The sequence below is a fragment of the Streptomyces sp. NPDC001980 genome, assembly GCF_040296885.1.
Classification (GTDB): domain Bacteria; phylum Actinomycetota; class Actinomycetes; order Streptomycetales; family Streptomycetaceae; genus Streptomyces.
In genome coordinates, this window is sequence record NZ_JBEOYD010000004.1 from 120,237 (window position 1) to 140,138 (window position 19,902).

Annotated in this window: 18 protein-coding genes and 1 tRNA gene; 9 read left to right on the forward strand and 10 right to left on the reverse strand. The window is 72.2% G+C overall.

Going from position 1 to position 19,902, the window contains the following annotated elements; all coding sequences use genetic code 11:
• Positions 1 to 6: 6 nt before the first annotated feature.
• Complete coding sequence (locus ABT137_RS07380) at positions 7 to 747, forward strand: molybdopterin-dependent oxidoreductase (protein WP_351703927.1); 741 nt, start codon at positions 7 to 9, stop codon at positions 745 to 747.
• Entirely contained in the window at positions 731 to 1,354 is a 624-nt protein-coding gene (locus tag ABT137_RS07385; RefSeq protein WP_351703930.1) for a cytochrome b/b6 domain-containing protein, read from the forward strand. The genes ABT137_RS07380 and ABT137_RS07385 overlap by 17 nt, the downstream gene beginning before the upstream one ends.
• A 206-nt stretch (positions 1,355 to 1,560) precedes the next feature.
• Here ABT137_RS07385 and ABT137_RS07390 read toward each other — a convergent pair whose 3' ends face one another.
• Complete coding sequence (locus ABT137_RS07390; protein WP_351703933.1) at positions 1,561 to 2,958, reverse strand: GntP family permease; 1,398 nt, start codon at positions 2,956 to 2,958, stop codon at positions 1,561 to 1,563.
• A 46-nt stretch (positions 2,959 to 3,004) separates the two neighbouring features.
• Positions 3,005 to 3,526 carry a gluconokinase gene (locus tag ABT137_RS07395; protein ID WP_351703936.1) on the reverse strand — a complete coding sequence of 174 codons (522 nt, stop codon included), beginning with the start codon at positions 3,524 to 3,526 and terminating at the stop codon, positions 3,005 to 3,007.
• A 128-nt stretch (positions 3,527 to 3,654) separates the two neighbouring features.
• Here ABT137_RS07395 and ABT137_RS07400 point away from each other — a divergent pair, with 128 nt between their 5' ends.
• Positions 3,655 to 4,356 carry a FadR/GntR family transcriptional regulator gene (locus tag ABT137_RS07400; RefSeq protein ID WP_351703939.1) on the forward strand — a complete coding sequence of 234 codons (702 nt, stop codon included), beginning with the start codon at positions 3,655 to 3,657 and terminating at the stop codon, positions 4,354 to 4,356.
• 2 nt (positions 4,357 to 4,358) lie between these two features.
• Here ABT137_RS07400 and ABT137_RS07405 read toward each other — a convergent pair whose 3' ends face one another.
• The 4 genes from ABT137_RS07405 to ABT137_RS07420 all read right to left on the reverse strand — a co-directional run bounded on the left by ABT137_RS07405 (position 4,359) and on the right by ABT137_RS07420 (position 10,891).
• The gene (locus ABT137_RS07405) at positions 4,359 to 4,754 is read right to left on the reverse strand and encodes a YchJ family protein (protein ID WP_351703941.1); all 396 of its coding nucleotides are present in this window, start codon (positions 4,752 to 4,754) and stop codon (positions 4,359 to 4,361) included.
• A gap of 12 nt (positions 4,755 to 4,766) precedes the next feature.
• On the reverse strand, positions 4,767 to 6,140 hold the full coding sequence (locus ABT137_RS07410) for a M1 family metallopeptidase (RefSeq protein WP_351703944.1): 1,374 nt from the start codon (positions 6,138 to 6,140) through the stop codon (positions 4,767 to 4,769).
• A gap of 80 nt (positions 6,141 to 6,220) precedes the next feature.
• A complete protein-coding gene (locus tag ABT137_RS07415; RefSeq protein ID WP_351703947.1) occupies positions 6,221 to 10,087 on the reverse strand; it encodes a Pls/PosA family non-ribosomal peptide synthetase in 3,867 nt (1,288 codons plus the stop codon).
• A 360-nt stretch (positions 10,088 to 10,447) separates the two neighbouring features.
• A complete protein-coding gene (locus ABT137_RS07420) occupies positions 10,448 to 10,891 on the reverse strand; it encodes an ATP-binding protein (RefSeq protein WP_351703950.1) in 444 nt (147 codons plus the stop codon).
• Positions 10,892 to 11,133: 242 nt separating this feature from the next.
• Between ABT137_RS07420 and ABT137_RS07425 the strand changes: the two genes are divergently transcribed.
• Positions 11,134 to 12,000 carry a helix-turn-helix domain-containing protein gene (locus tag ABT137_RS07425; protein ID WP_351501568.1) on the forward strand — a complete coding sequence of 289 codons (867 nt, stop codon included), beginning with the start codon at positions 11,134 to 11,136 and terminating at the stop codon, positions 11,998 to 12,000.
• A gap of 3 nt (positions 12,001 to 12,003) precedes the next feature.
• Positions 12,004 to 12,240, forward strand: a complete 237-nt coding sequence (locus tag ABT137_RS07430; protein WP_351703953.1) for a DUF397 domain-containing protein — start codon at positions 12,004 to 12,006, stop codon at positions 12,238 to 12,240.
• A 92-nt stretch (positions 12,241 to 12,332) separates the two neighbouring features.
• Here the strand turns inward: ABT137_RS07430 and ABT137_RS07435 are convergent.
• A tRNA-Leu gene (locus tag ABT137_RS07435) sits at positions 12,333 to 12,420 on the reverse strand.
• Between the two features lie 211 nt (positions 12,421 to 12,631).
• Here ABT137_RS07435 and ABT137_RS07440 point away from each other — a divergent pair.
• The 3 genes from ABT137_RS07440 (at position 12,632) to ABT137_RS07450 (ending at position 15,508) form a co-directional block, all read left to right on the forward strand.
• Positions 12,632 to 13,957, forward strand: a complete 1,326-nt coding sequence (locus tag ABT137_RS07440; protein WP_351703955.1) for a M20/M25/M40 family metallo-hydrolase — start codon at positions 12,632 to 12,634, stop codon at positions 13,955 to 13,957.
• Between the two features lie 162 nt (positions 13,958 to 14,119).
• Positions 14,120 to 14,353: a chaplin ChpH gene (chpH, locus tag ABT137_RS07445; RefSeq protein ID WP_351703958.1), complete on the forward strand. Its 234-nt coding sequence runs from the start codon at positions 14,120 to 14,122 to the stop codon at positions 14,351 to 14,353.
• 138 nt (positions 14,354 to 14,491) lie between these two features.
• Positions 14,492 to 15,508 carry a chaplin family protein gene (locus ABT137_RS07450; protein WP_351703961.1) on the forward strand — a complete coding sequence of 339 codons (1,017 nt, stop codon included), beginning with the start codon at positions 14,492 to 14,494 and terminating at the stop codon, positions 15,506 to 15,508.
• A gap of 85 nt (positions 15,509 to 15,593) precedes the next feature.
• On the opposite strand, the gene ABT137_RS07455 is transcribed toward ABT137_RS07450, so the two are convergent.
• Positions 15,594 to 15,782 (reverse strand): DUF5703 family protein, encoded by a 189-nt coding sequence (locus tag ABT137_RS07455; protein WP_046732800.1) that lies wholly within the window; start codon positions 15,780 to 15,782, stop codon positions 15,594 to 15,596.
• 47 nt (positions 15,783 to 15,829) lie between these two features.
• Here ABT137_RS07455 and ABT137_RS07460 point away from each other — a divergent pair, with 47 nt between their 5' ends.
• Positions 15,830 to 16,540 (forward strand): hypothetical protein, encoded by a 711-nt coding sequence (locus tag ABT137_RS07460; protein WP_351703964.1) that lies wholly within the window; start codon positions 15,830 to 15,832, stop codon positions 16,538 to 16,540.
• A 100-nt stretch (positions 16,541 to 16,640) separates the two neighbouring features.
• Here the strand turns inward: ABT137_RS07460 and ABT137_RS07465 are convergent, their stop codons facing one another.
• Together ABT137_RS07465 and ABT137_RS07470 are read right to left on the reverse strand one after the other, a co-directional pair.
• Positions 16,641 to 18,782 carry a helix-hairpin-helix domain-containing protein gene (locus ABT137_RS07465; RefSeq protein WP_351703967.1) on the reverse strand — a complete coding sequence of 714 codons (2,142 nt, stop codon included), beginning with the start codon at positions 18,780 to 18,782 and terminating at the stop codon, positions 16,641 to 16,643.
• On the reverse strand, positions 18,779 to 19,762 hold the full coding sequence (locus tag ABT137_RS07470; RefSeq protein WP_351703970.1) for an aldo/keto reductase: 984 nt from the start codon (positions 19,760 to 19,762) through the stop codon (positions 18,779 to 18,781). Before ABT137_RS07470 ends, ABT137_RS07465 begins: the two co-directional genes overlap by 4 nt.
• Positions 19,763 to 19,902: the final 140 nt, after the last annotated feature.

A 19,902-nucleotide genomic window follows, 5' to 3' on the forward strand; every position in this document is an offset into this window, starting at 1 on the left:
GAGTACGTGAACTCTGAACAATCCGAGGAGCCGCGGCGCACCGGGGAGGGCAGCCCGGTCGGCCGCCGGGTGTTTCTCGGCACCATCGGCCTCGGCGCGCTCGGACTGGTGACCGCCCCGGTGCTGCAACGCATGACCGAGACGGTCCTCGGCGCCTTCTCCGGCAAGGACCCCACGGGCCTGACCGGACTCCTCCCGAACGGCGGCGGCTTCCGCTACTACTCGGTGACCGGGTCCGTGCCGGACAAGACCGCCGCGGACTACCAGCTGAAGATCGACGGGCTGGTCGACAAGCCGCAGACGTACACCCTGGCCGACCTGCAGTCCCTGCCGCAGACCAAGCTGGTCAAGGACGTCCAGTGCGTGACCGGCTGGCGGGTCCCCGACACGCCCTTCGAGGGCGTCCGCCTCTCGCACCTGCTGGACCTGGCGGGCGTCCGGGACACCGCCAAGGCGATCCACTTCACCTGCTTCGACGGCGCGTACACCGAGAGCCTCACCCTCGACCAGGCGCGCCGGCCGGACGTCCTGGTCGCGCTGCGCATGCAGAACAAGGCCATCACCCACGACCACGGCGGCCCGGTCCGCCTCTTTGTCGCTCCCATGTACTTCTACAAGTCGGCCAAGTGGCTCTCCGGCATCACGGTCACCGACAAGGTCGAACCGGGGTACTGGGAGAACCTCGGCTACGACGTCGACGCCTGGGTCGGCCGCTCGAACGGACGTGACGATGAGCCTACGAGCTGAGGCCCCGGCCGCCACCGACCGGCTGCACCGCTTCACCCCGGCCGAGCGCTGGATCCACCGCACGACGGCGCTGCTGATGGGCCTCTGCGTCGCGACGGCCGCCTGCCTCTACATCCCGCAGCTGGCGATCCTCGTCGGCCGCCGCGAACTGGTCGTCCGCATCCACGAGTGCGCGGGCCTCGCCCTTCCCGTCCCGGTCGTCCTGGGCCTCGCCTCCCGCGCCTTCCGCAGGGACCTCGGCTTCCTGAACCGCTTCGGCCCCCACGACAAGCTCTGGCTGGTCGCCGCCCTGAGCCGCGACAAGCGCCCGTCCTCCCGCCCGGCGGGCAAGTTCAACGCCGGCCAGAAGATCTACGCGAACTGGATCGCCGGCGCGACCCTCGTCATGCTCGCCACGGGTCTCCTGATGTGGTTCACCCACCTCACCCCCCTGATGTGGCGCACCTCGGCCACCTTCGTCCACGACTGGCTGGCCCTCACCATCGGCATCGTCCTGGCCGGCCACGTCGGCATGGCCCTGGGCGACCCGGAGGCGAGACGGGGTCTGCGCACGGGAACGGTGAGCCGCGAGTGGGCCAAGCGCGAACATCCGCTGTGGCGGCGGTAGCCCTGCGGAGCCGTCGAACGCGCTCCGACGGCGTATCGGGCACCGCCGGACACCGCCGTCGTGGCTGATCGCCGTTGCGGCGGAGAGAAGGTCGCGGAGAGAAGTTCGGCAGCCGCCGCTCCCCTCGTCCCGCCGCCACGGAGATCGGCCGAGACGGCGGAGTCCGGCGGTGCCTCACCGGTCGCACCGTCGGACTCCGCCCGCCCCTAGATCACCAAGGACAGCAGCAGCACCAGGCCGCCCCCGACCACCGAGATGATCGTCTCCATGACCGACCAGGTCTTGAGCGTCTGGCCGACGGTCAGGCCGAAGTACTCCTTCACCAGCCAGAATCCCGCGTCGTTGACATGGCTGAAGAACAGCGAGCCCGCGCCGATGGCCAGCACCAGGAGGGCCGTGTGGGTCGTCGACATGTCGGCGGCCAGGGGGGCCACCAGGCCCGCCGCGGAGACCGTGGCGACCGTCGCGGAGCCGGTCGCGAGGCGGATCGCGACGGCGATCAGCCAGGCCAGCAGCAGTGCCGGGATCGACCAGTCCTTGGAGATCTCCAGGATCATCTGGCCGACACCGCAGTCGATCAGCGTCTGCTTGAAGCCGCCGCCCGCGCCGACGATCAGCAGGATGCCCGCGATGGGCATGAGCCCCTTCTCGACGGTCTGCGAGATCCGCTCCCGGGAGAACCCGGCCGGCCGGCCCAGCGTGAACATGCCGACGATCACGGCCGCGAGCAGCGCGATCAACGGGGAGCCGACCACGTCGAAGACGCGCTGGACGGTGTCCGCCGGGTCGTCGACGACGATGTCGACCAGCGCCTTGGACAGCATCAGGACGACCGGCAGCAGGATGGTGGCGAGGGTGGCGCCGAAGCCGGGGCGGTTCTCCAGTTCCTCGGACGGGCGCTGCGGGAGCATCCGGTCGGGGGCCTGCACGTCCACCCAGCGGGCGGCGACCTTCGAGAACAGCGGGCCGGCGATGATCACGGTCGGGATCGCGACCAGGACGCCGAGGGCCAGGGTCACGCCCAGGTTCGCGTGGACCGCGTCGATCGCGACCAGCGGGCCGGGGTGCGGGGGCACCAGGCCGTGCATCACGGACAGACCGGCGAGGGCCGGGATGCCGATGCGCATCAGGGAGTAGTGGCCGCGCTTGGCGACCATCAGCACCACCGGGATGAGCAGCACGATGCCGACCTCGAAGAACAGCGGCAGCCCGACCACGGAGGCGATCAGCACCATCGCCCAGGGCATCGCCCGGCCGCCGGCCTTGGCGAGGATCGTGTCGACGATCTGGTCGGCGCCGCCGGAGTCGGCCAGCAGCTTGCCCAGGATCGCCCCGAGCGCGATCAGGACACCCACGCCGGCGACGGTGGCGCCGAGCCCGGTGGTGAAGCTGGTGATGGCCTTGTCGAGCGGCGCTCCGGCGAACGCGCCGAGCGCGAGCGAGCCGATGGTCAGCGCCAGGAAGGCGTGGAGCTTGAACTTGGTGATGAGCAGGACGATGACGGCGAAGCCCAACAGGACGGCGATGCCGAGCCGGGCGTGTCCGGCCGAGGTGATGGGCGCGACGGTGTCCGCTGCCAGCATCTCGACGCTGAGTCTGGTCACGGGGGGTTCCTTGCAGTGACGGGGGAGGGGGGAGGAAAGGGGGGAGTTACTGCGGGGTGAGGCCGGGCAGCGCGTCCAGCGCCCGCACGGCCCGTGCGGTGATCTCCTCGGGGGTGCCCGAGACGTCCACGGCGACACCCGGCTCGTCCGCCTCCAGTGGCTGGAGCGTGGCGAACTGGGAGTCCAGCAGGGCGGTCGGCATGAAGTGGCCCTGCCGGTGCGACATCCGGTCCTCGATGAGCCGCCGGTCGCCGGCCAGGTGCAGGAACACGATGTCGGGGGCCGCGGCCCGGAGCCGGTCGCGGTACGACCGCTTCAGTGCGGAGCTGCTGACCACTCCGCCGAGTCCCGCCCGCCCGTGCGCCCAGGCGCCGATGGCGTCCAGCCACGGCCACCGGTCGGCGTCGTCGAGCGGGTGGCCGGCCGACATCTTGGCGATGTTGGCCGGCGGGTGGAAGTCGTCGCCCTCGGCGTACGGGACGCCGAGCCGGGCGGCGAGCAGGGGACCGATCGTGGTCTTGCCCGTGCCGGCGACGCCCATCACCACGACGACGTGAGGGGTGCGCATCAGTGCCTCGCTGTGTCTTCCTCGGAAGGTGTCGCCTCACTGAAACCCATTAGGTACGACGAATTCAAGAGTCTGTGACAAATAAGTCTGACTTTTTGGCTCGGTGATCCACTCGGTACGCTGAGTGCATGAGCACACCGGGCCGGGGCCTGCACGGCCGAGTACTGGACACCCTCGGCCCCGCCATCACCGCGGGCGAGTACCCGCCGGGCAGCGTTCTGCGCACCGACGAACTGGCCCAGCACTTCGAGGTCTCACGCTCCGTGATGCGCGAGGCGGTCCGGGTCCTCGAATCCATGCACCTGGTCGAGTCCCGCCGCCGGGTGGGCGTCACCGTCCGCCCCAAGGCCGAGTGGAACGTCTACGACCCGCAGGTCATCCGCTGGCGTCTGGCCGGCGCCGACCGCCCGCACCAGCTGCGCTCGCTCACCGTGCTGCGCTCCGCGATCGAGCCGGTGGCGGCCGGCCTGGCGGCGCGGCACGCCACGGCCGGGCAGTGCGCCGAGCTCACCGAGTGCGCCCTCGGCATGGTGGCCCACTCGCGCGGCCACAAGCTGGAGGAGTACCTGTTCCACGACGTGGCCTTCCACCGGGTGATCCTGGTGGCGTCGGGCAACGAGATGTTCGCCCGGCTCGGCGACGTCGTGGCCGAGGTCCTCGCGGGCCGTACTCAGCACGAGGTCATGTTCGAGGACCCCGACCCGGCCGCCGTCACCCTCCACGTCCAGCTCGCGGAGGCGGTCCGCGAGGGCGACGCACCCCGCGCGGAACAGCTGACCCGCGAGATCACCGTGGGTGCCCTCCAGGAGCTGGACATCCTGGCGCCGTAGCCCTACTGCTCCGGGAACTCCCCGTCCAGATACACCCAGGCCCCGTCGACCCGCTCGAACCGGCTGCGCTCCAGCAGCGAGCCGTCCCGGAACGAGGCGCGGAAGGTCACCGTGCCGGTGGAGTGGAAGGCCGAGCCGTCGGTCGCCGCCAGGATCTCCAGCCCCGTCCACCGCGTCCCGGGGTCCAGGCCGAGCCGGGCCGGGCGGGTCCGGGGATGCCAGGTGCGCAGCAGGTACGGCTCGTCACGCCTGACGAAGGCGCTGTAGCGCGAGCGCATCAGCGCCTCGGCGGTGGGCGCCGCCGCACCGCGGTGGAACCGGCCACAGCAGTTCTCGTACGTCTCCGGCAGACCGCACGGGCAGGCGGCGGACTGCTGCCGGGGTCGCTTCGGTGCCACGGACCCGCCCCCCTACGCCGACTCGGCGTTGGTGGGCGGCTGGGCCGGACGTACCGGGATGGTCAGGGTGGGGAGCGCGGGCAGCGCCGTGCGGTGTACCCAGGCGTCGAGGAGAGCGTCCAGCGGCTCGTCCGCGAACCGGTTGACGTGGGCCGTGAACATCGCGGTCGTCACCGACCCGCCCCGGTGCAGCCCCGCCCACGCGCGCAGCATGTGGAAGAACCGCTCGTCGCCGAGCGCGCAGCGGATCGCGTGGATCGTGACCCCGCCCCGCTCGTAGAGCCGGTCGTCGAACATCGACTTCTTGCCCGGGGCGGCGATCCGGATGTCCTGCGGCAGCCCGGAGAGCAACCGGTGCGCGATGGCGGCCAGTTGCTGCGCGCTGCGGCCCCCGGACCGCTCCGACCAGAGCCACTCCGCGTACTTGGCGAGCCCCTCGTTCAGCCAGATGTGCCGCCAGTCGGCGATGGACACGCTGTTGCCGAACCACTGGTGGGCGAGCTCGTGCGCGACCAGCCGCTCCGAACCCCGGGCCCCGTCCACGTGGTTGGCGCCGAACAGCGACAACCCCTGTGCCTCGACGGGGACATCGAACTCCTCGTCGGCGACGACCACGGCGTACTCGTCGAAGGGGTACGGCCCGAACAGCCGCTGGAACAGGTCCATCATCGCGGGCTGCCGCGCGAAGTCCCTGGAGAACTCCGGGAGCAGCTGCGCCGGTATGTGCCCGTGCATCGGGATCCCGCCGAAGCCCGGGTCGCCGAGCAGCACCGTCTGGAACTTGCCGATCGCGAGGCTCACCAGGTAGCTCGACGTCGGCGCCGCCTGCTCGTACACCCAGGTCGTCGTGGACGCCTTCGTGGTACGCGTGAGCAGCCGGCCGCCGGCCACCACCGAGTACGCCGACGGACAGGTGACCGAGAGCAGGTACGACGCCTTGTCGGCCGGCCGGTCGTTGCACGGGAACCAGGAGGGCGCGCCGATCGGCTGGCTGGCCACCAGCGCGCCGTCCGTCAGCTCCTCCCAGCCGATCCCGCCCCAGGGGCTGTTGACCGGCTTCGGGTTGCCGGACCAGTGGATCTCCACGGTGAAGGCGGCCCCGGCGCGCAGCGGCTTCGCGGGCTTGACCCGCAGCCGCCCGCCCCGGTGCGTCCAGTGCGGCTGGCGGCCGTCCACCCGGATCCGGCCGATCTTGAAGTCGGCCAGGTTCAGCTGGAACTCGGGCAGCGCGGCACGGCCCGCGATCGCGTTGATCCGGGCCATGCCGGCCAGGCGGTTGGGTCCTGGCCGGTAGTCCAGCGTGAGCTCATAGCGATGCACCCGGTACCGGGCATCGCCGTTGTCCGGGAAATACGGGTCCGGACCCGCTGACTGCTGCACTGCCACTTCCGCGTTCGCTCCCTGCGCTGTGCTCGAACCGTCCCTCGGTGCACCGATGCCCGCGGCCACCACCGGACGGCCCGCGCTCAGGGACGCCATGCCTCGATCGGGTTGCCGAGCCAACGGGTGTCGTCGGGGACCGACTCCGCCGCCATGACGAGCGACGCGGGACCCAGGGTGGTGCGGGCCCCGATCGTGCTGCCGGGCAGCACGATCCCGCCAGGGCCCAGGGTGGCGCCCTCACGGAGAACCACAGTATCCGTCCGCAAGATCCGGTCGTGGAAGAGGTGAGTCTGCAGGACACAGCCGCGGTTCACGGTGGCCGCGTCCTCCAGTGTGACCAGATCCGTCTCCGGCAGCCAGTAGCTCTCGACCCAGACGCCCTTGCCGATGCGCGCGCCGAGGCCGCGCAGCCAGGCCGTCATCACCGTGGTACCCGGCACCGAGCCGGCCAGCCACGGCACCGCCAGCACCTCGACGAACGTGTCCGCCAGCTCGTTGCGCCACACGAACGAGCTCCACAGCGGGTGCTCCCCGCTGCGGTGCCGTCCGACCAGTGTCCACTTGGCCAGCACGGAGACCAGGCCCGCGACCGCACCTGCGCCGAGCAGCACCAGGCCGGACAGCAGCGGCGCCCAGGCGCCCAGCGCGCACAGCGCGGCCACCGTCAGCCCGGCCAGCGCCACCGAGCACAGCACCGGCACGATCCGGCACGTCTCCACCAGGGCCCGCGCCCACAGCAGCCGGGCCGGCGGCTCGTAGGTCCGGCTCTGGTCGCCGTCGGCCGCGCTGCGCGGCAGCTTCACCGGCGGCAGCCCCAGGTACGACGTGCCCTTCTTGGCCTTCTTCGGCGTCGCCGACAGCACACCCACCAGACCGCCGTCCGGCACACTGCGGCCCGGCGCGGTCATCCCGGAGTTCCCGAGGAACGCCCGCCGCCCGATCTCCGCACGCCCTATCCGCACATACCCGCCGCCCAGCTCGTACGGCGCGGTCAGCGTGTCGTCGGCCAGGAACGCGCCCTCGCCGACCGTCGTCAGGCTCGGCAGCGCGAGCACGGTCGACACCTCGGCCCCGCGCCCGATCCGCATCCCGAGCAGCCGCAGCCACACCGGCGTGACCAGGCCCGCGTACAGCGGGAACAGCGTCTCCCGGGAGCGGTCCATCAGCTGGGACACCGTCCACGCCTGCCAGCCGGTCCGGCTGTGCGTCGGGTAGGTGCCGGTGCGCAGCCCCAGGCTCAGCAGCCGCACGGAGACCAGGATCAGCAGCGCGTACGCCAGCCCGAACGCCAGTGTGGCCGGGACCAGCGCGACCGCCGCGCCCCGCAGGGCCTCGGCCAGACCGTCCCCGGGGGCCACGAAACGCCCGGCGACCAGCAGCGCGGCGGCACCGGAGAGCACCGGAAGCGCGCTGAGCCCGAGGCCTGTCAGGCCGTACATCACCCGCCAGTAGGTGCCGCGCTGCGGCCGGTGCTTGGGCCAGTTCCGCTTGGCCTTGCCCAGCTTGACCGCGGGGGCGCCGGCCCAGCGCTGGCCGGTCGGGATCTGCCCGGTGACCGCGGAGCCGGGGGCCACCTCGGCGCGCTTGCCGACGCGGGCGCCCGGGAAGAGCATGCTGCGCGTCCCGACGACCGCGTGGGCGCCGATCCGGACCGGGCCGATCACCAGCCGGTCGCCGTCCAGCCAGGAGCCGGACAGGTCCACCTCGGACTCCACGGCCGCGCCCCGGCCGACCCTGAGCAGGCCGGTGACCGGCGGCAGCGAGTGCAGGTCCACCTCGGGACCGATCTTGGCGCCCAGCGCCCGCGCGTACCGCTCCAGCCAGGAGCCGGTCAGCGTGGTCGCCCCGGCGAACTCGGCCAGCCGCTCCGCCGCCCACAGCCGCAGATGGACGGAGCCGCCGCGCGGATACGTGCCGGGCTTCACGCCCCGCAGCAGCAGCCGCGCGCCACCGGCCGCGATCGCGATCCGGCCGGGCGGGGTGAACAGAGCCAGAGCCCCGAGGCCGACCAGCCACCAGGGCGCGGTGGGCAGCCAGCCGTAGCCGCCCAGCACGTTGCCGAGCGCGGCGAGGACCACCGTCCAGCGCAGCCCGAGGAGGGTGAACAGGGGGAGCAGGAACAGCAGCTGCACGAACTGGGCGCTGCGCGGCACCGGCGCGATCGTCCGCTCGGCGCCGTCGTCCTGCACGGACTCTTCGAGTCGGCGGGCCAGCTTGCGCAGCACCGGCTGCTGGTAGATGTCGAGGACGGCCGCGCTCGGGTAGCGGGTGCGCAGCCGGGTGGTGAGCTGGGCGGCGGACAGGCTGCCGCCGCCGATCGCGAAGAAGTCGTCGGAGGCGCTGCTCACCGGGATGCCGAGAATCTCGGTCCACTGCTCGGCGAGCCAGGCCTCGGTGCCGTACAGCTGCTCGGCCTTGCCGGCCGTCTCCAGGCCCTCCAGGGGCCAGGGCAGGGCGTTGCGGTCGACCTTGCCGGAGGTGCGGGTGGGCAGCTCGTCGACCGGCGCCAGCAGCGGCACCAGGGCCGCGGGCAGCTCGGTGCGCAGCTTCTCCACGGCCGCCGCGTGGTCCCAGCCGTCCTGGGTGACGACATAGCCGACCAGGAGCTGGTTGCCGCTGCGCGCGGTCCGTACGGCCGCCGCGGCGCCCGCGACGCCCGGGAGCGCCTGGAGGGCCGCGTCGACCTCGCCCAGCTCGATCCGGCGCCCGCCGAGCTTGATCTGCTCGTCGGCACGCCCGAGGAACACCAGCCCCTCGCGGTCGGCCCGCACCAGGTCACCGCTGCGGTACGCCCGCTCCCAGCCCAGCGACTCCAGCGGCGCGTACTTCTCCGCGTCCTTCTCGGCGTCGAGGTACCGGGCGAGGCCGACCCCGCCGATCACCAGCTGACCGCTCTCGCCCATCGACACGGGCACGCCCGCGTCGTCCACGACGGCCAGCTCCCAGCCGTTCAGCGGCAGCCCGATGCGGATCGGCTCCTCGCCGGTCATCAGGGCGGCGCAGGCGACGACGGTGGCCTCGGTGGGGCCGTAGGTGTTCCAGACCTCGCGGCCCTCGGTCACCAGGCGCTGCGCCAGCTCGGGCGGGCAGGCCTCGCCGCCGAAAATGAGGAGGCGGACGTCGTTGAGGGTCTCGGGCTCCCAGAGGGCGGCCAGGGTCGGCACGGTGGAGACGACGGTGATCTCCTGGTCGACCAGCCAGGGGCCGAGGTCGGCGCCGCTGCGCACCTGGGAGCGCGGCACCGGCACCAGGCAGGCGCCGTAGCGCCAGGCCAGCCACATCTCCTCGCAGGAGGCGTCGAAGGCCACCGAGAGGCCCGCCATGACCCGGTCGACGGGCCCGATCGGCTCCTCGGCCAGGAACAGCGCGGCCTCGGCGTCCACGAAGGCGGCGGCGCTGCGGTGGGTGACGGCGACGCCCTTGGGCTTGCCGGTGGAACCGGAGGTGAAGATGATCCAGGCGTCGTGCTCGGCGCCGGGGCGGCCGGAGGGCTTTCCGGACTCGTGGCGTACGTCGATGTGCAGCCCCTCGCCGAGGACGGCCGCCACCTCCGCCTCGCCGAACACCAGTGCGGCCCGCTCGTCCGGGTCCTCTGCGTCGACCGGGACGTAGGCGGCGCCGGCCGCGAGCACACCGAGAATGGCGACATACAGATCGTTGGTTCCGGACGGCACTCGAACGCCCACGCGATCCCCGAGCCCGATCCCGGCCTCGGTGAGCCGCAGCCGCAGCCGCGCCACCTCTATGGCCAGCCCGCGGTAGGTGAGCTGGGTGGTGCCGTCGTCCAGTGCGGGCTCGTCGGGATGTGCCCGTACCGTTGCTTCGAACACGTCCACGAGCGTGCGCGGCGAGGCCGCCGCCCCGGCCGAGAAGCGTGCCGTGTCCCCGAACTCCTCGCGGAACTCTTCGTCGAGCAGGCCGAGAGCACTGCTCTCGTCAATCGCTGCCATCCGGTCCTCGCGTCTCGTTCCCGGAACCTCCGGGGTGCCGGCGGGCCCGCAGGTCTGCCTGGGGTTGTCCGGCTCCGGCTAGGTGACAAGCCGGAAATATTAGTACGACGCTAGGCTCCCGTTCATCTCGCGGCCACCTGGAGACGGCCGTTCGGAGTAGTCCCTTGAATCTTAAGCAACTCCTGACCTGGGATTCTCCGCGCACGACGAGAGATGGGACACACAGCGTGAGGCGGGCCAACTCCATGTGTCCGGCGGCCCGTACGACAACGGCCGGCCCTGCGGCGAAGAGGGGGGAGAGATCGCCGCGGAACCGGCCGTCGCCGTGGGGGCGGAGGAAACGTCACAGGGCGCCGGACGTCACGCGGCGCTGACCTCGGCCCAGATGGACTTGCCCCAGGGCAGATTGCCCACACCCCAGCGGCCCGAGCAGAGCGCGTCGAGGATCAGCAGACCACGACCCCGGTCCCGTTCGACCGAGATGGGGCGCAGCCGGGGATGGCGGCCCAGCGGGTCGTGCACCTCGACCCGGGTCCGGGAGCCGTCGGTGTCGATGACGAGACGGACCGGGTCGTCCGGGTCGGTCTCGTAGCGCAGGGAGTTGGTGACCAGCTCGCAGGTGACCAGGGCGACCGCGTCGATGTGGTCACGGGAGGCGTCAGGGGTGTGGTGCGTGATGAAGTCGCTCACGAACAGCCGGGCAGCCTTGGCCGACTGAGGCTCGCTGGCCAGTAACAGAACCGGAGGTGGGGCGACTTGCAGGGGGCGGGGTTCGGTCGTGGTGCTCCGCTGGCGTTCGATCATGTGCATCCCCTCACGGGCATGTCCCAACGCAGGCACGGTAGTTCGCCATGCGAGTGCGGTCGCTGTCGTATTTCCCGGATTCATGGTGCCTTCACGGCACAGTCGATCGCAATACGTCCCACCAGATGTGAAATATTGCGCGTCGCTTCGAGAGACTTGCGGCACAAGTCGTCAGCCGGTGGCGGGCGTCGGGGCGACACGGGCAGACTGTCGGGCAGTTCACCGGACAGAAGGGGGAATCCGTGAGCACGCCCACGGTGCGTCGGCGACGGCTCGGTGCGAAGTTGCGCGAACTGCGCGGCGAACTCACCCTCGACGAGGTCGCCGAGCACTCCGAGGGCGCGTTCGTCTCCTCCAAGCTGTCCCGGATGGAGACCGGCAAGACCGCCCCCAAGGCAGCGGACATCCAGGCGCTGCTCCACCTGTACGGCGAACTCGGCCGCGACGTCAGCGACGAACTGCGCGCGGCCCTGATCACGCTCACCAAGGAGGGCGGCCGGCGCGGCTGGTGGCACTCGTACCGGGGTGTCCTCACCCCGGTGTACGAGGACCTGATCAGCCTGGAGGCGGAGGCCGAGACGGTCTCCACCTGGCAGCTGGGCATGGTCCCCGGACTGCTCCAGACCGCCGAGTACGCCCGCGAGATCATCCGGGCGACCGCCATGTCCGAGGCGGTCGAGGCACGGGTCGACGCGCTCGTCGAGGTGCGGCTGGCACGCCAGGCCGTCCTCACCCGGGACAGCGACCCGCTGGCGCTCTGGGCGATCATCTCCGAACAGGCCCTGCGCTCCACCACCGAGGATCCCGCCCTGATGTACGAGCAGTTGGGGCGCCTGCTTACGATGGGGCGGCGCCCGAACATCAACATCCAGGTGTTGAGATCGGACGCTCCCCTGCACGCCGGGCTCACCGGCACCTTCAGCATCCTGGGCTTCGGTCCGCACACCGATCTGGACGTCGTCCACCAGGAAGGGCTGACCTCCGCCCTGTACATCGAGGAACGTGATCGGGTCTCCACGCACCGGGCCGCGTGGCAACGCCTCACGTCTGCCGCCGAGTCCGTCGAGGCGTCGGTGGAACTGATCACCCAGATAAGGAAGAACGAATAGCGAATGAAGCACGTTGACGACGCGTCGACTCTGCCGGTGACCTGGTGGAAGTCCTCGGCGTCCGCATCACAGTCCGACTGCGTGGAATGCGGGATCGTCGACGAGGCGACGGTCGCCGTCCGCGACAGCAAGCGGCCCGACGGGCCCGCGCTCCTGCTGGACCGCACCACGCTCCGCGCGTTCACCTCCGCCGTGGCCCTCCGTGACGGCCGAATAGGCGGCCTGGACGACCTCGGCTGAGAGAGCGGCGTCCACCGACGAGGTGGCCGCCCACGCTCTGCTCCAAAAGCGCACCAAAACCAAGAAACCCCTGCTCAGCAGGGGTTTCTTCGTGGTGTCCGAGGGGGGACTTGAACCCCCACGCCCGATAAAGGGCACTAGCACCTCAAGCTAGCGCGTCTGCCATTCCGCCACCCGGACAAGGTGTCTGTCGTGCGAAGGCTTCCGTGCGGGTTTCCCTCGCGGCGACGGAGGAAACACTACCAGGCTTTCGGGGGCGGTCGATCACACCCTGTTTCCGGACCTGCGGGCGTGAACGGCGTGTGACGGGCCTGGACCGGCCTTGGGCCCGGAGCGGGAAGGGAGAGAGGATGGCGGGGACCGGGCGGCAGTGACAGCGGAAGGAAGCAGCGTGAGCGAGACGGACACGGCCAGGGGCGTCACCGGCGAGGACGAGGTCGTGGACCTCTGCCGCGAGCTGATCCGGTTCGACACCAGCAACTACGGCGACCACTCCGGTCCCGGTGAGCGCAAGGCCGCCGAGTGGGTCGCCGAGAAGCTCGCCGAGGTCGGCCTGGAGCCGAAGATCTTCGAGTCCCACCCGGGCCGCGCCTCGACGGTGGCCCGCATCGAGGGCGCGGACCCGTCCAGGCCCGCCCTGCTGATCCACGGCCACCTCGACGTCGTACCGGCCAACGCCGACGACTGGACCCACCACCCGTTCTCCGGCGAGGTCGCGGACGGGTGCGTGTGGGGGCGGGGCGCCGTCGACATGAAGGACATGGACGCGATGACCCTGGCGGTCGTACGGGACCGGCTGCGCAGCGGCCGGAAGCCGCCCCGGGACATCGTGCTGGCCTTCCTCGCCGACGAGGAGGCCGGCGGCACCTGGGGCGCCCGGCACCTGGTCGACAACCACCCGGACCTCTTCGAGGGGGTCACCGAGGCGATCAGTGAGGTCGGCGGGTTCTCCTTCACGGTGAGCGAGCAGCGCCGGCTGTACCTCATCCAGACGGCCGAGAAGGGCATGCACTGGATGAAGCTGAAGGTGGCCGGCACCGCGGGGCACGGCTCGATGATCCACCGCGACAACGCGATCACCGAACTCTCCGAGGCCGTGGCCCGGCTCGGGCGGCACAGGTTCCCGGTCCGCGTCACCAAGACCACCCGGGCCTTCCTCGACGAGCTGGGCGACGCGCTCGGCACCGAGCTGGACCCGGAGGACATGGAGTCGACGCTGGCCCGGCTGGGCGGCATCGCCAAGCTGATCGGCGCGACCCTCGGCAACACCGCCAACCCGACCCAGCTGAACGCCGGCTACAAGGTCAACGTCATCCCCGGCGAGGCCACCGCGCACGTGGACGGCCGTTTCCTGCCCGGTCACGAGGAGGAGTTCCTCGCCGACCTCGACCGGATCCTCGGCCCGAACGTGGTCCGCACGGACGTGCACTCCGACAAGGCGCTGGAGACCAGCTTCGACGGGGCCCTGGTGGAGGCCATGCAGTCCTCGCTGCTCGCCGAGGACCCGACCGCCAAGGCCATCCCCTACATGCTCTCCGGCGGCACCGACGCCAAGTCCTTCGACGACCTCGGCATCCGCGGCTTCGGCTTCGCGCCGCTCAAGCTGCCGCCGGAGCTGGACTTCGCGGGCATGTTCCACGGTGTGGACGAGCGGGTTCCGGTGGACGGGCTGCAGTTCGGCGTGCGCGTCCTCGACCGCTTCATCGACGCGTCGTGATGCTGTACGCGTCGTGAAGCCCTGGCTTCAGGTAATCGGGCGGCTGTACGAGGTCGACTGAAAAGAGTGAATGCGACGATAAGCTCGTAGCTCCATTACTCCCTCCTCGTTACATCTCATGCGATCCGCTACTTGGAATCGCATTGCCAACAAGGAGGAATAATGCTCAAGAAGGTCGTCGCTGCTGCGGCTGTCACTGGTGGTCTGGTTCTCGCGGGTGCGGGCCTGGCCGTCGCCGATTCGGGTGCCCAGGGCGCTGCCGTGGGTTCCCCGGGTGTCGTCTCCGGCAACGTGATCCAGGTTCCCGTGCACGTCCCGGTGAACGTCTGCGGCAACACGATCTCCGTGATCGGGCTGCTGAACCCCGCCTTCGGCAACACCTGCATCAACAAGTGACGCCGACTCCCTGAGGGGCGTCGTCTTTCCGTCGGCCCTGGAGCGCGCGCCATGCGCTCCGGGGCCGGCCGGTTTTTCCGCAGGTTTTCTCTGCGGTGAATGCTAGGTCAGGATCCAAGGCAGGGGGGAATTCATAAAATGCGACAGGGCACCCGCAAGGGCCTTATGACAGTGGCCGCGGCGACCGGCGTGATCGCAGCGGCGGGCGGTTACGCCCACGCCGACTCGGGGGCCGTCGGCTCCGCCACCGACTCACCCGGCGTGCTCTCCGGCAACACCGTGCAGGCGCCGGTACACGTGCCGGTGAACGTCTGCGGCAACACCGTGAACGTCGTCGGCGCCCTCAACCCGGCGATGGGCAACAAGTGCGCCAACCACGGCGGCGGTGGCGGCGCTTCGACGGGCTACGGCGACACCGGAGGGTACGGCGGCCACGGCGGCCACAGCGGTCACGGCGGCTCGCACGCCGGGGGACACACCGCAGGCTCGCCCGGTGTCGGTTCGGGCAACACCGTGCAGGCGCCCATCGACGTCCCGGTCAACGTCTGCGGCAACAGCGTCGACGTCATCGGCGTCGGCAACGCCGCGGTGGGCAACGAGTGCGCCAACGACGGGGGTTCCGGACACACGGGGCACCCCGGCCATCCCGGCCACCCCGGAACTCCCGGACATCCGGGTGGCGGTCACCCCACGCAGCCGCCCGGACATGGCGGGCATGGCGGTCACGGCGGCCATGGGGGTCACGGCGGCCACGGAGGTCACGGCACGCCCCCTGGGCACGGGGGACACGGGAGCAACCCGCCCGGGAAGCCGGGGAACCCCGGAACTCCGGGGCAGCCGGGGACCCCGGGCCAGCCGGGACATCCGGGCACTCCGGGCCAGCCGGGACACCCCGGCACTCCGGGGCAGCCGGGCAACCAGGGTCAGCACCCGGGAACGCCTCCCGCTCATTCCGGGAGCAACACCGTCCCGACCGGTACCCACGGCTCCAGCCACGTCGACCCCCTGGGCAGCGCCTCGGTGAGTCAGCCCGTCGCCGCCGCGCAGCTCGCGCACACCGGCAGTGACCTGCCGCTGGGTCTCGCGCTCCCGGCGGGCGCGGGCGCGCTGCTCGCGGGCGCGGTGCTGTACCGCAAGGCACGCGCCGCGGCGTAGCGCACGGACGGTGAAGCACCGGCGACGGTGCGTGGAACGGGACGGGCCCCGTCGACGCGGGGCCCCTTCCGTCAGTCGGCCAGTCTCACCATGTGGCACGCACCTGGCGGATGATCCGCCGGCGCAACCGCACCCTGCGGCTGCCGTCGCGCATGAGGCTCAGTCGGTCCAACTCCCAGTGTCCGTACTCGGCATGGTCCGTCAGCAGGCGTGTCGCCTCCTTGCGGGACACCCCGCGAGGCACGTACACGTCGACAAATTCGTATTCCGGCATCGCATCTATTGTGCGGGCTGGTGCCCGGTACGGATAGCGTCTGCACTATGTCTGATGCTGCGCAGCCCACCGCTGCCGAGGTACGCGCCGCCGCCGAGGCGGTCAAGACCGCGCTCGACCGCCATCTGGCCGCGGTCGAACGCAGGTCGGGGGAGGACGACCCGGCTGTCTACGAGGCGTTCAACCAGCTGGCCGCGGCCGCCGAGGTCTACGACGAGCTCCTGTACGACCGCTACGACGAGGTCACCCCCTTCGAGATCCCCGGTACGGACGACTCGCTGCCGCCGTACGCGGGCCCCGAGGAGCCGAACGCGATCAGCGTGCTGATCCGCCGCGACTACGCCGTGGCGGAACCACAGCGGCTGCTGGCGCAGGCCCAGCGCGTCGAGGCGGCGGAGTACGACGACGGCCCCGGCGCGGACGAGGACGCGGCCGGCACGATCCACGGGGCGCTGGGCGTCCTGTTCGGCGAGTTCGAGCCGGACGAGATCGCCTCCCGGCACAAGGAGTTCGGCCTGGAGGAGGGCGACTCCACGCTCTGGGTGACCGCGGCGGACGAGCCGGCCGAGCCCGGCGAGTGGCTGGAGGCGCCCTTCGAGGGGGTCGACCCGCAGCGGGTGGTGTGCCGCTTCGACGTCAGCGCGGTCTTCGACGACGAGGACGCGGAGGACGGCCCGGACGCCGCGGAGACCGACGAACTGGACGACCTCGACCTGGACGAGGACGAGGATCTGGAGCCGTTGGACGCGGAGCGCTGATCCGCCGGCCGGCGGTGCCTTCCGGGGGTCGAGGCCGGACGGGCACCGCCGGCCGGCGCCGTTGCGGCCGATCGCCGTACGGAGCCGCCGGCGGAACCGGTCAGTTCGCGGCGGGGACCTGCGTCTTCAGCAGCAGCGGCAGGCGGGTCGTCCGCGGCTTCGGCAGGGTCTCGGCCACCGCCTTCGGCAGGGCCTGTTCCACACCGTGGACCACCGACAGGTGGCGCTCCGCCCGGCTGAACGCCGTGTACACCCAGGGGCGGCTCAGGGACTGGACCGCGTCCCCGGGCAGCACCACGACCGCCGCCGGCCAGCGGCTGCCCGCCGCCTGGTGGGCGGTCAGGGCCCAGCCGTGGCGGACGGACTGATCCACCCGCTCCTTCGGTACGACCACGGGCGCGCCGGCGCACGACAGGTGCAGCCCGTCGGCGTCGGCGTCGACCACCTGGCCCGGCACCGTACGGCCCGGCGCGGGGGAGTAGGCGATCCGGTCACCGGGGTCGAAGCCGCCGAAGCGGCCGGGGCCCGGATTGAGCCGTTCCTTGAGAGCGGTGTTGAGGGCGCGGGTGCCGGCCGCTCCGCCGTGGCCCGGGGTGATCACCACGGTCTGCTCGGCGGGGACCCCGAGCGCGCGCGGGACGGAGTCCGCGACCAGCTGCACCGTCCGGTGCACCGCCTCGCCCGCGTCCCGCACCGGCACGATCACGACCTCCTTGCCGGGCGCCTCGACCTGGGTGAGCTCGCCGACGCCGATCCCGGAGACCAGTTCGCCGAGCGGGCCGGGGTCGGGCGTGCGGGAGGCGATCTGCGGGCACACCCGGGCCGCCAGGAGGTCGGCGAAGACCCGCCCGGGGCCCGCGGACCACAGCGCCGCCGGATCCCCGCTCAGCACCAGCCGGGCCCCGTCGGGCAGCGCCTCCACGAGCATCGCCGCACCCTCCACGTCCAGCTGGGGCGCGTCCAGCACGATCAGCAGGTCGAGGGCCAGGGCGCCGTCCGCGTCCCGGCCGGGCCCCGTGGCGCCGGCGAGCAGGTCGGCGACGGTGCCCACGGTTTCCGCTTCCGCGCCGTCCGCGAGGCGCCGGCTGCCGTCAGGGGTGTGGGTGGCCGCGAAGGCGCGCAGTCCGGCCGCGCGGGCGGCGCCGAGCAGGGCCGCGGGTTCGGCGCGGGCCGCCTCGCCGCCCGTGTGCAGCACCAGGCCGTGCCCGGCGACCGCCCGCGCCAGCTCGGCCGCACCGCCGGAGGCCGCCGCCGCGGCCGCCTCCCAGGGCTCCGAGGCGTCCTTGGCCAGGGAGTTGACCAGCCGGGCCAGCCCGTCGGCGAGGCTCTCCTCGGCCAGCGCGTACCGCTCCAGGGCGACCAGGACCCGGACCGGACGCTCCTCCTCGTCGTCCTCGGGCTCCGGGGCGCCCGGATCCAGCGGGTCCCGGAAGACCAGCGCCTCGCCCTCCGCGAGGGCACTCTGCACGACCGCCTCCGGGTCGGGCACCGCCCGCTGGGCCAGTGCGGCGGTGAGCGCCGGCATCTCCAGCGCGGTGTGCCCGGCCACGGCGGCCTGCTCCAGGAGCCAGCCGGCCACCGCCCGGCCGCGCCGCTCGTCGTCCGGGCCGCACTCCGCGCCGAGCAGCGCCCGCGCGAACCCGTCGGCCTGGTCCGGCCGTACCCCGGTGACCCGGAGCAGCTGCCAGGGGTCCTCCCGCAGCAGCGTCTCCGCGCCCTCGCCGAGAGCGGTGGCCACCTGGGGCGCGAGCGACTCGGGCGCACCGCCGTCGGACAGGATCCGTCGCACGTCCGCGATCGTCTCCGTGGCGGGCACGGCGCCGGCCGGCGCGGGCTGGGGCCGGCGCACGGGCTCCGGGGCGGGGGCCGCCCGGTGCGGGGTCGGCTCCGGAGCCGCGAACACGGTGGCCACCGGCTTCTCGCCGCTCTCCACGGCCCGGATCGCCGCGAGCAGATCGGCCGCCTTGCCGCTGAGCTTGGCCCCGCTCTCGATCGGCGCCGACTTCTCGGCCTTCCGCCGCTCGATCCGCTCCCGCTCGACCTGCTGAGCGGCCAACTCGGCCTCGGCCTCGGACTGCTGGACTGCACCTTCGGCGCCGCCCCCGCCGCCGTCCGCCCCGGCGGTGGCGGTGTCGCTCCGCGCGGCCGGGCCGGCGGTGAGGTCGCCGGTCTCCGTCGTCCCCCCGGCCGTCGTGCCCTCGTCGGCCTCGGGCTTGGCGCCCGGCCCCGGCTCCGTGCTCACAGCGTGCTCCAGTCGTGATCGGGATAGCGGTGCACGGGCGCCGACACGTCGTCGAGCGCCCGGCAGATCTCGTCAGGAAGAGTAAGCGCCTCCACTGACAACGCCCCCGCGAGCTGCTGCGCGGTGCGCGCGCCGACGATCGGCGCGGCCACGCCCGGCCGGTCCCGCACCCACGCGAGCGCCACCTGGAGCGGGGTGACCGCGAGCCCGTCCGCCGCCGTCTGTACCGCGTCCACGATCCGGGTCGCGGTGTCGTCGAGGTACGGCTCGACGAACAGCGCCAGATGCTCGGAGGCGCCGCGCGAGTCCGGGGGAGTGGAGTGCCGGTATTTCGCGGTCAGCACGCCCCGGCCCAGCGGGGAGGACGGCAGCAGGCCGATGCCCAGGTCGAGGGCGGCGGGCAGCACCTCGCGCTCGATGCCCCGCTGGAGCAGCGAGTACTCCAGCTGTGTGCCGGCCAGCCGGGTGCGGGTGCCCGGCGCCGCGAGCTGCCAGGTCGCCGCCTTCGCCAGCTGCCAGCCGCAGAAGTTGGAGACCCCGGCGTACCGGGCGCGGCCGCTGCTCACCGCCAGGTCGAGGGCCTGCAGGGTCTCCTCCAGCGGGGTGTCCGGGTCGTAGGCGTGCACGTGCCAGATGTCGACGTAGTCGGTGCCGAGGCGGGCCAGGGAGGCGTCCAGCGCGGCGAGCAGGTGGCCGCGCGAGCCGTTGAAACGCCGGTCGGGGTCGGGGACGCTGCCCGCCTTCGTCGAGATGACCAGGTCCCGGCGTGGCACCAGCCCCTCTATGAGCTGCCCGAGCAGATACTCGGCCTCGCCGTCGCCGTACACGTCCGCGGTGTCGACGAGGGTCCCGCCGGCCTCCCAGAACGCCTTCAGCATGTCCGCGGCGTCGTGCTCGTCGACGTCCCGGCCCCAGGTGAGGGTGCCGAGTCCGATTCTGGACACACGCAGGCCGGTACGGCCGAGATGCCTCTGCTCCATGCCCGCGAGATTACTGGCCAGAGCTGGTGCGTTGGGTTGCCTGTGGATAACCGATTTCCATGGCAGAAGGGGTGGGTCGGACGCCTTCGCCGTGGGGTCTTCGGCCGTCGCCGGTCCGCGGACCGTGCGGGGTTGCTCGC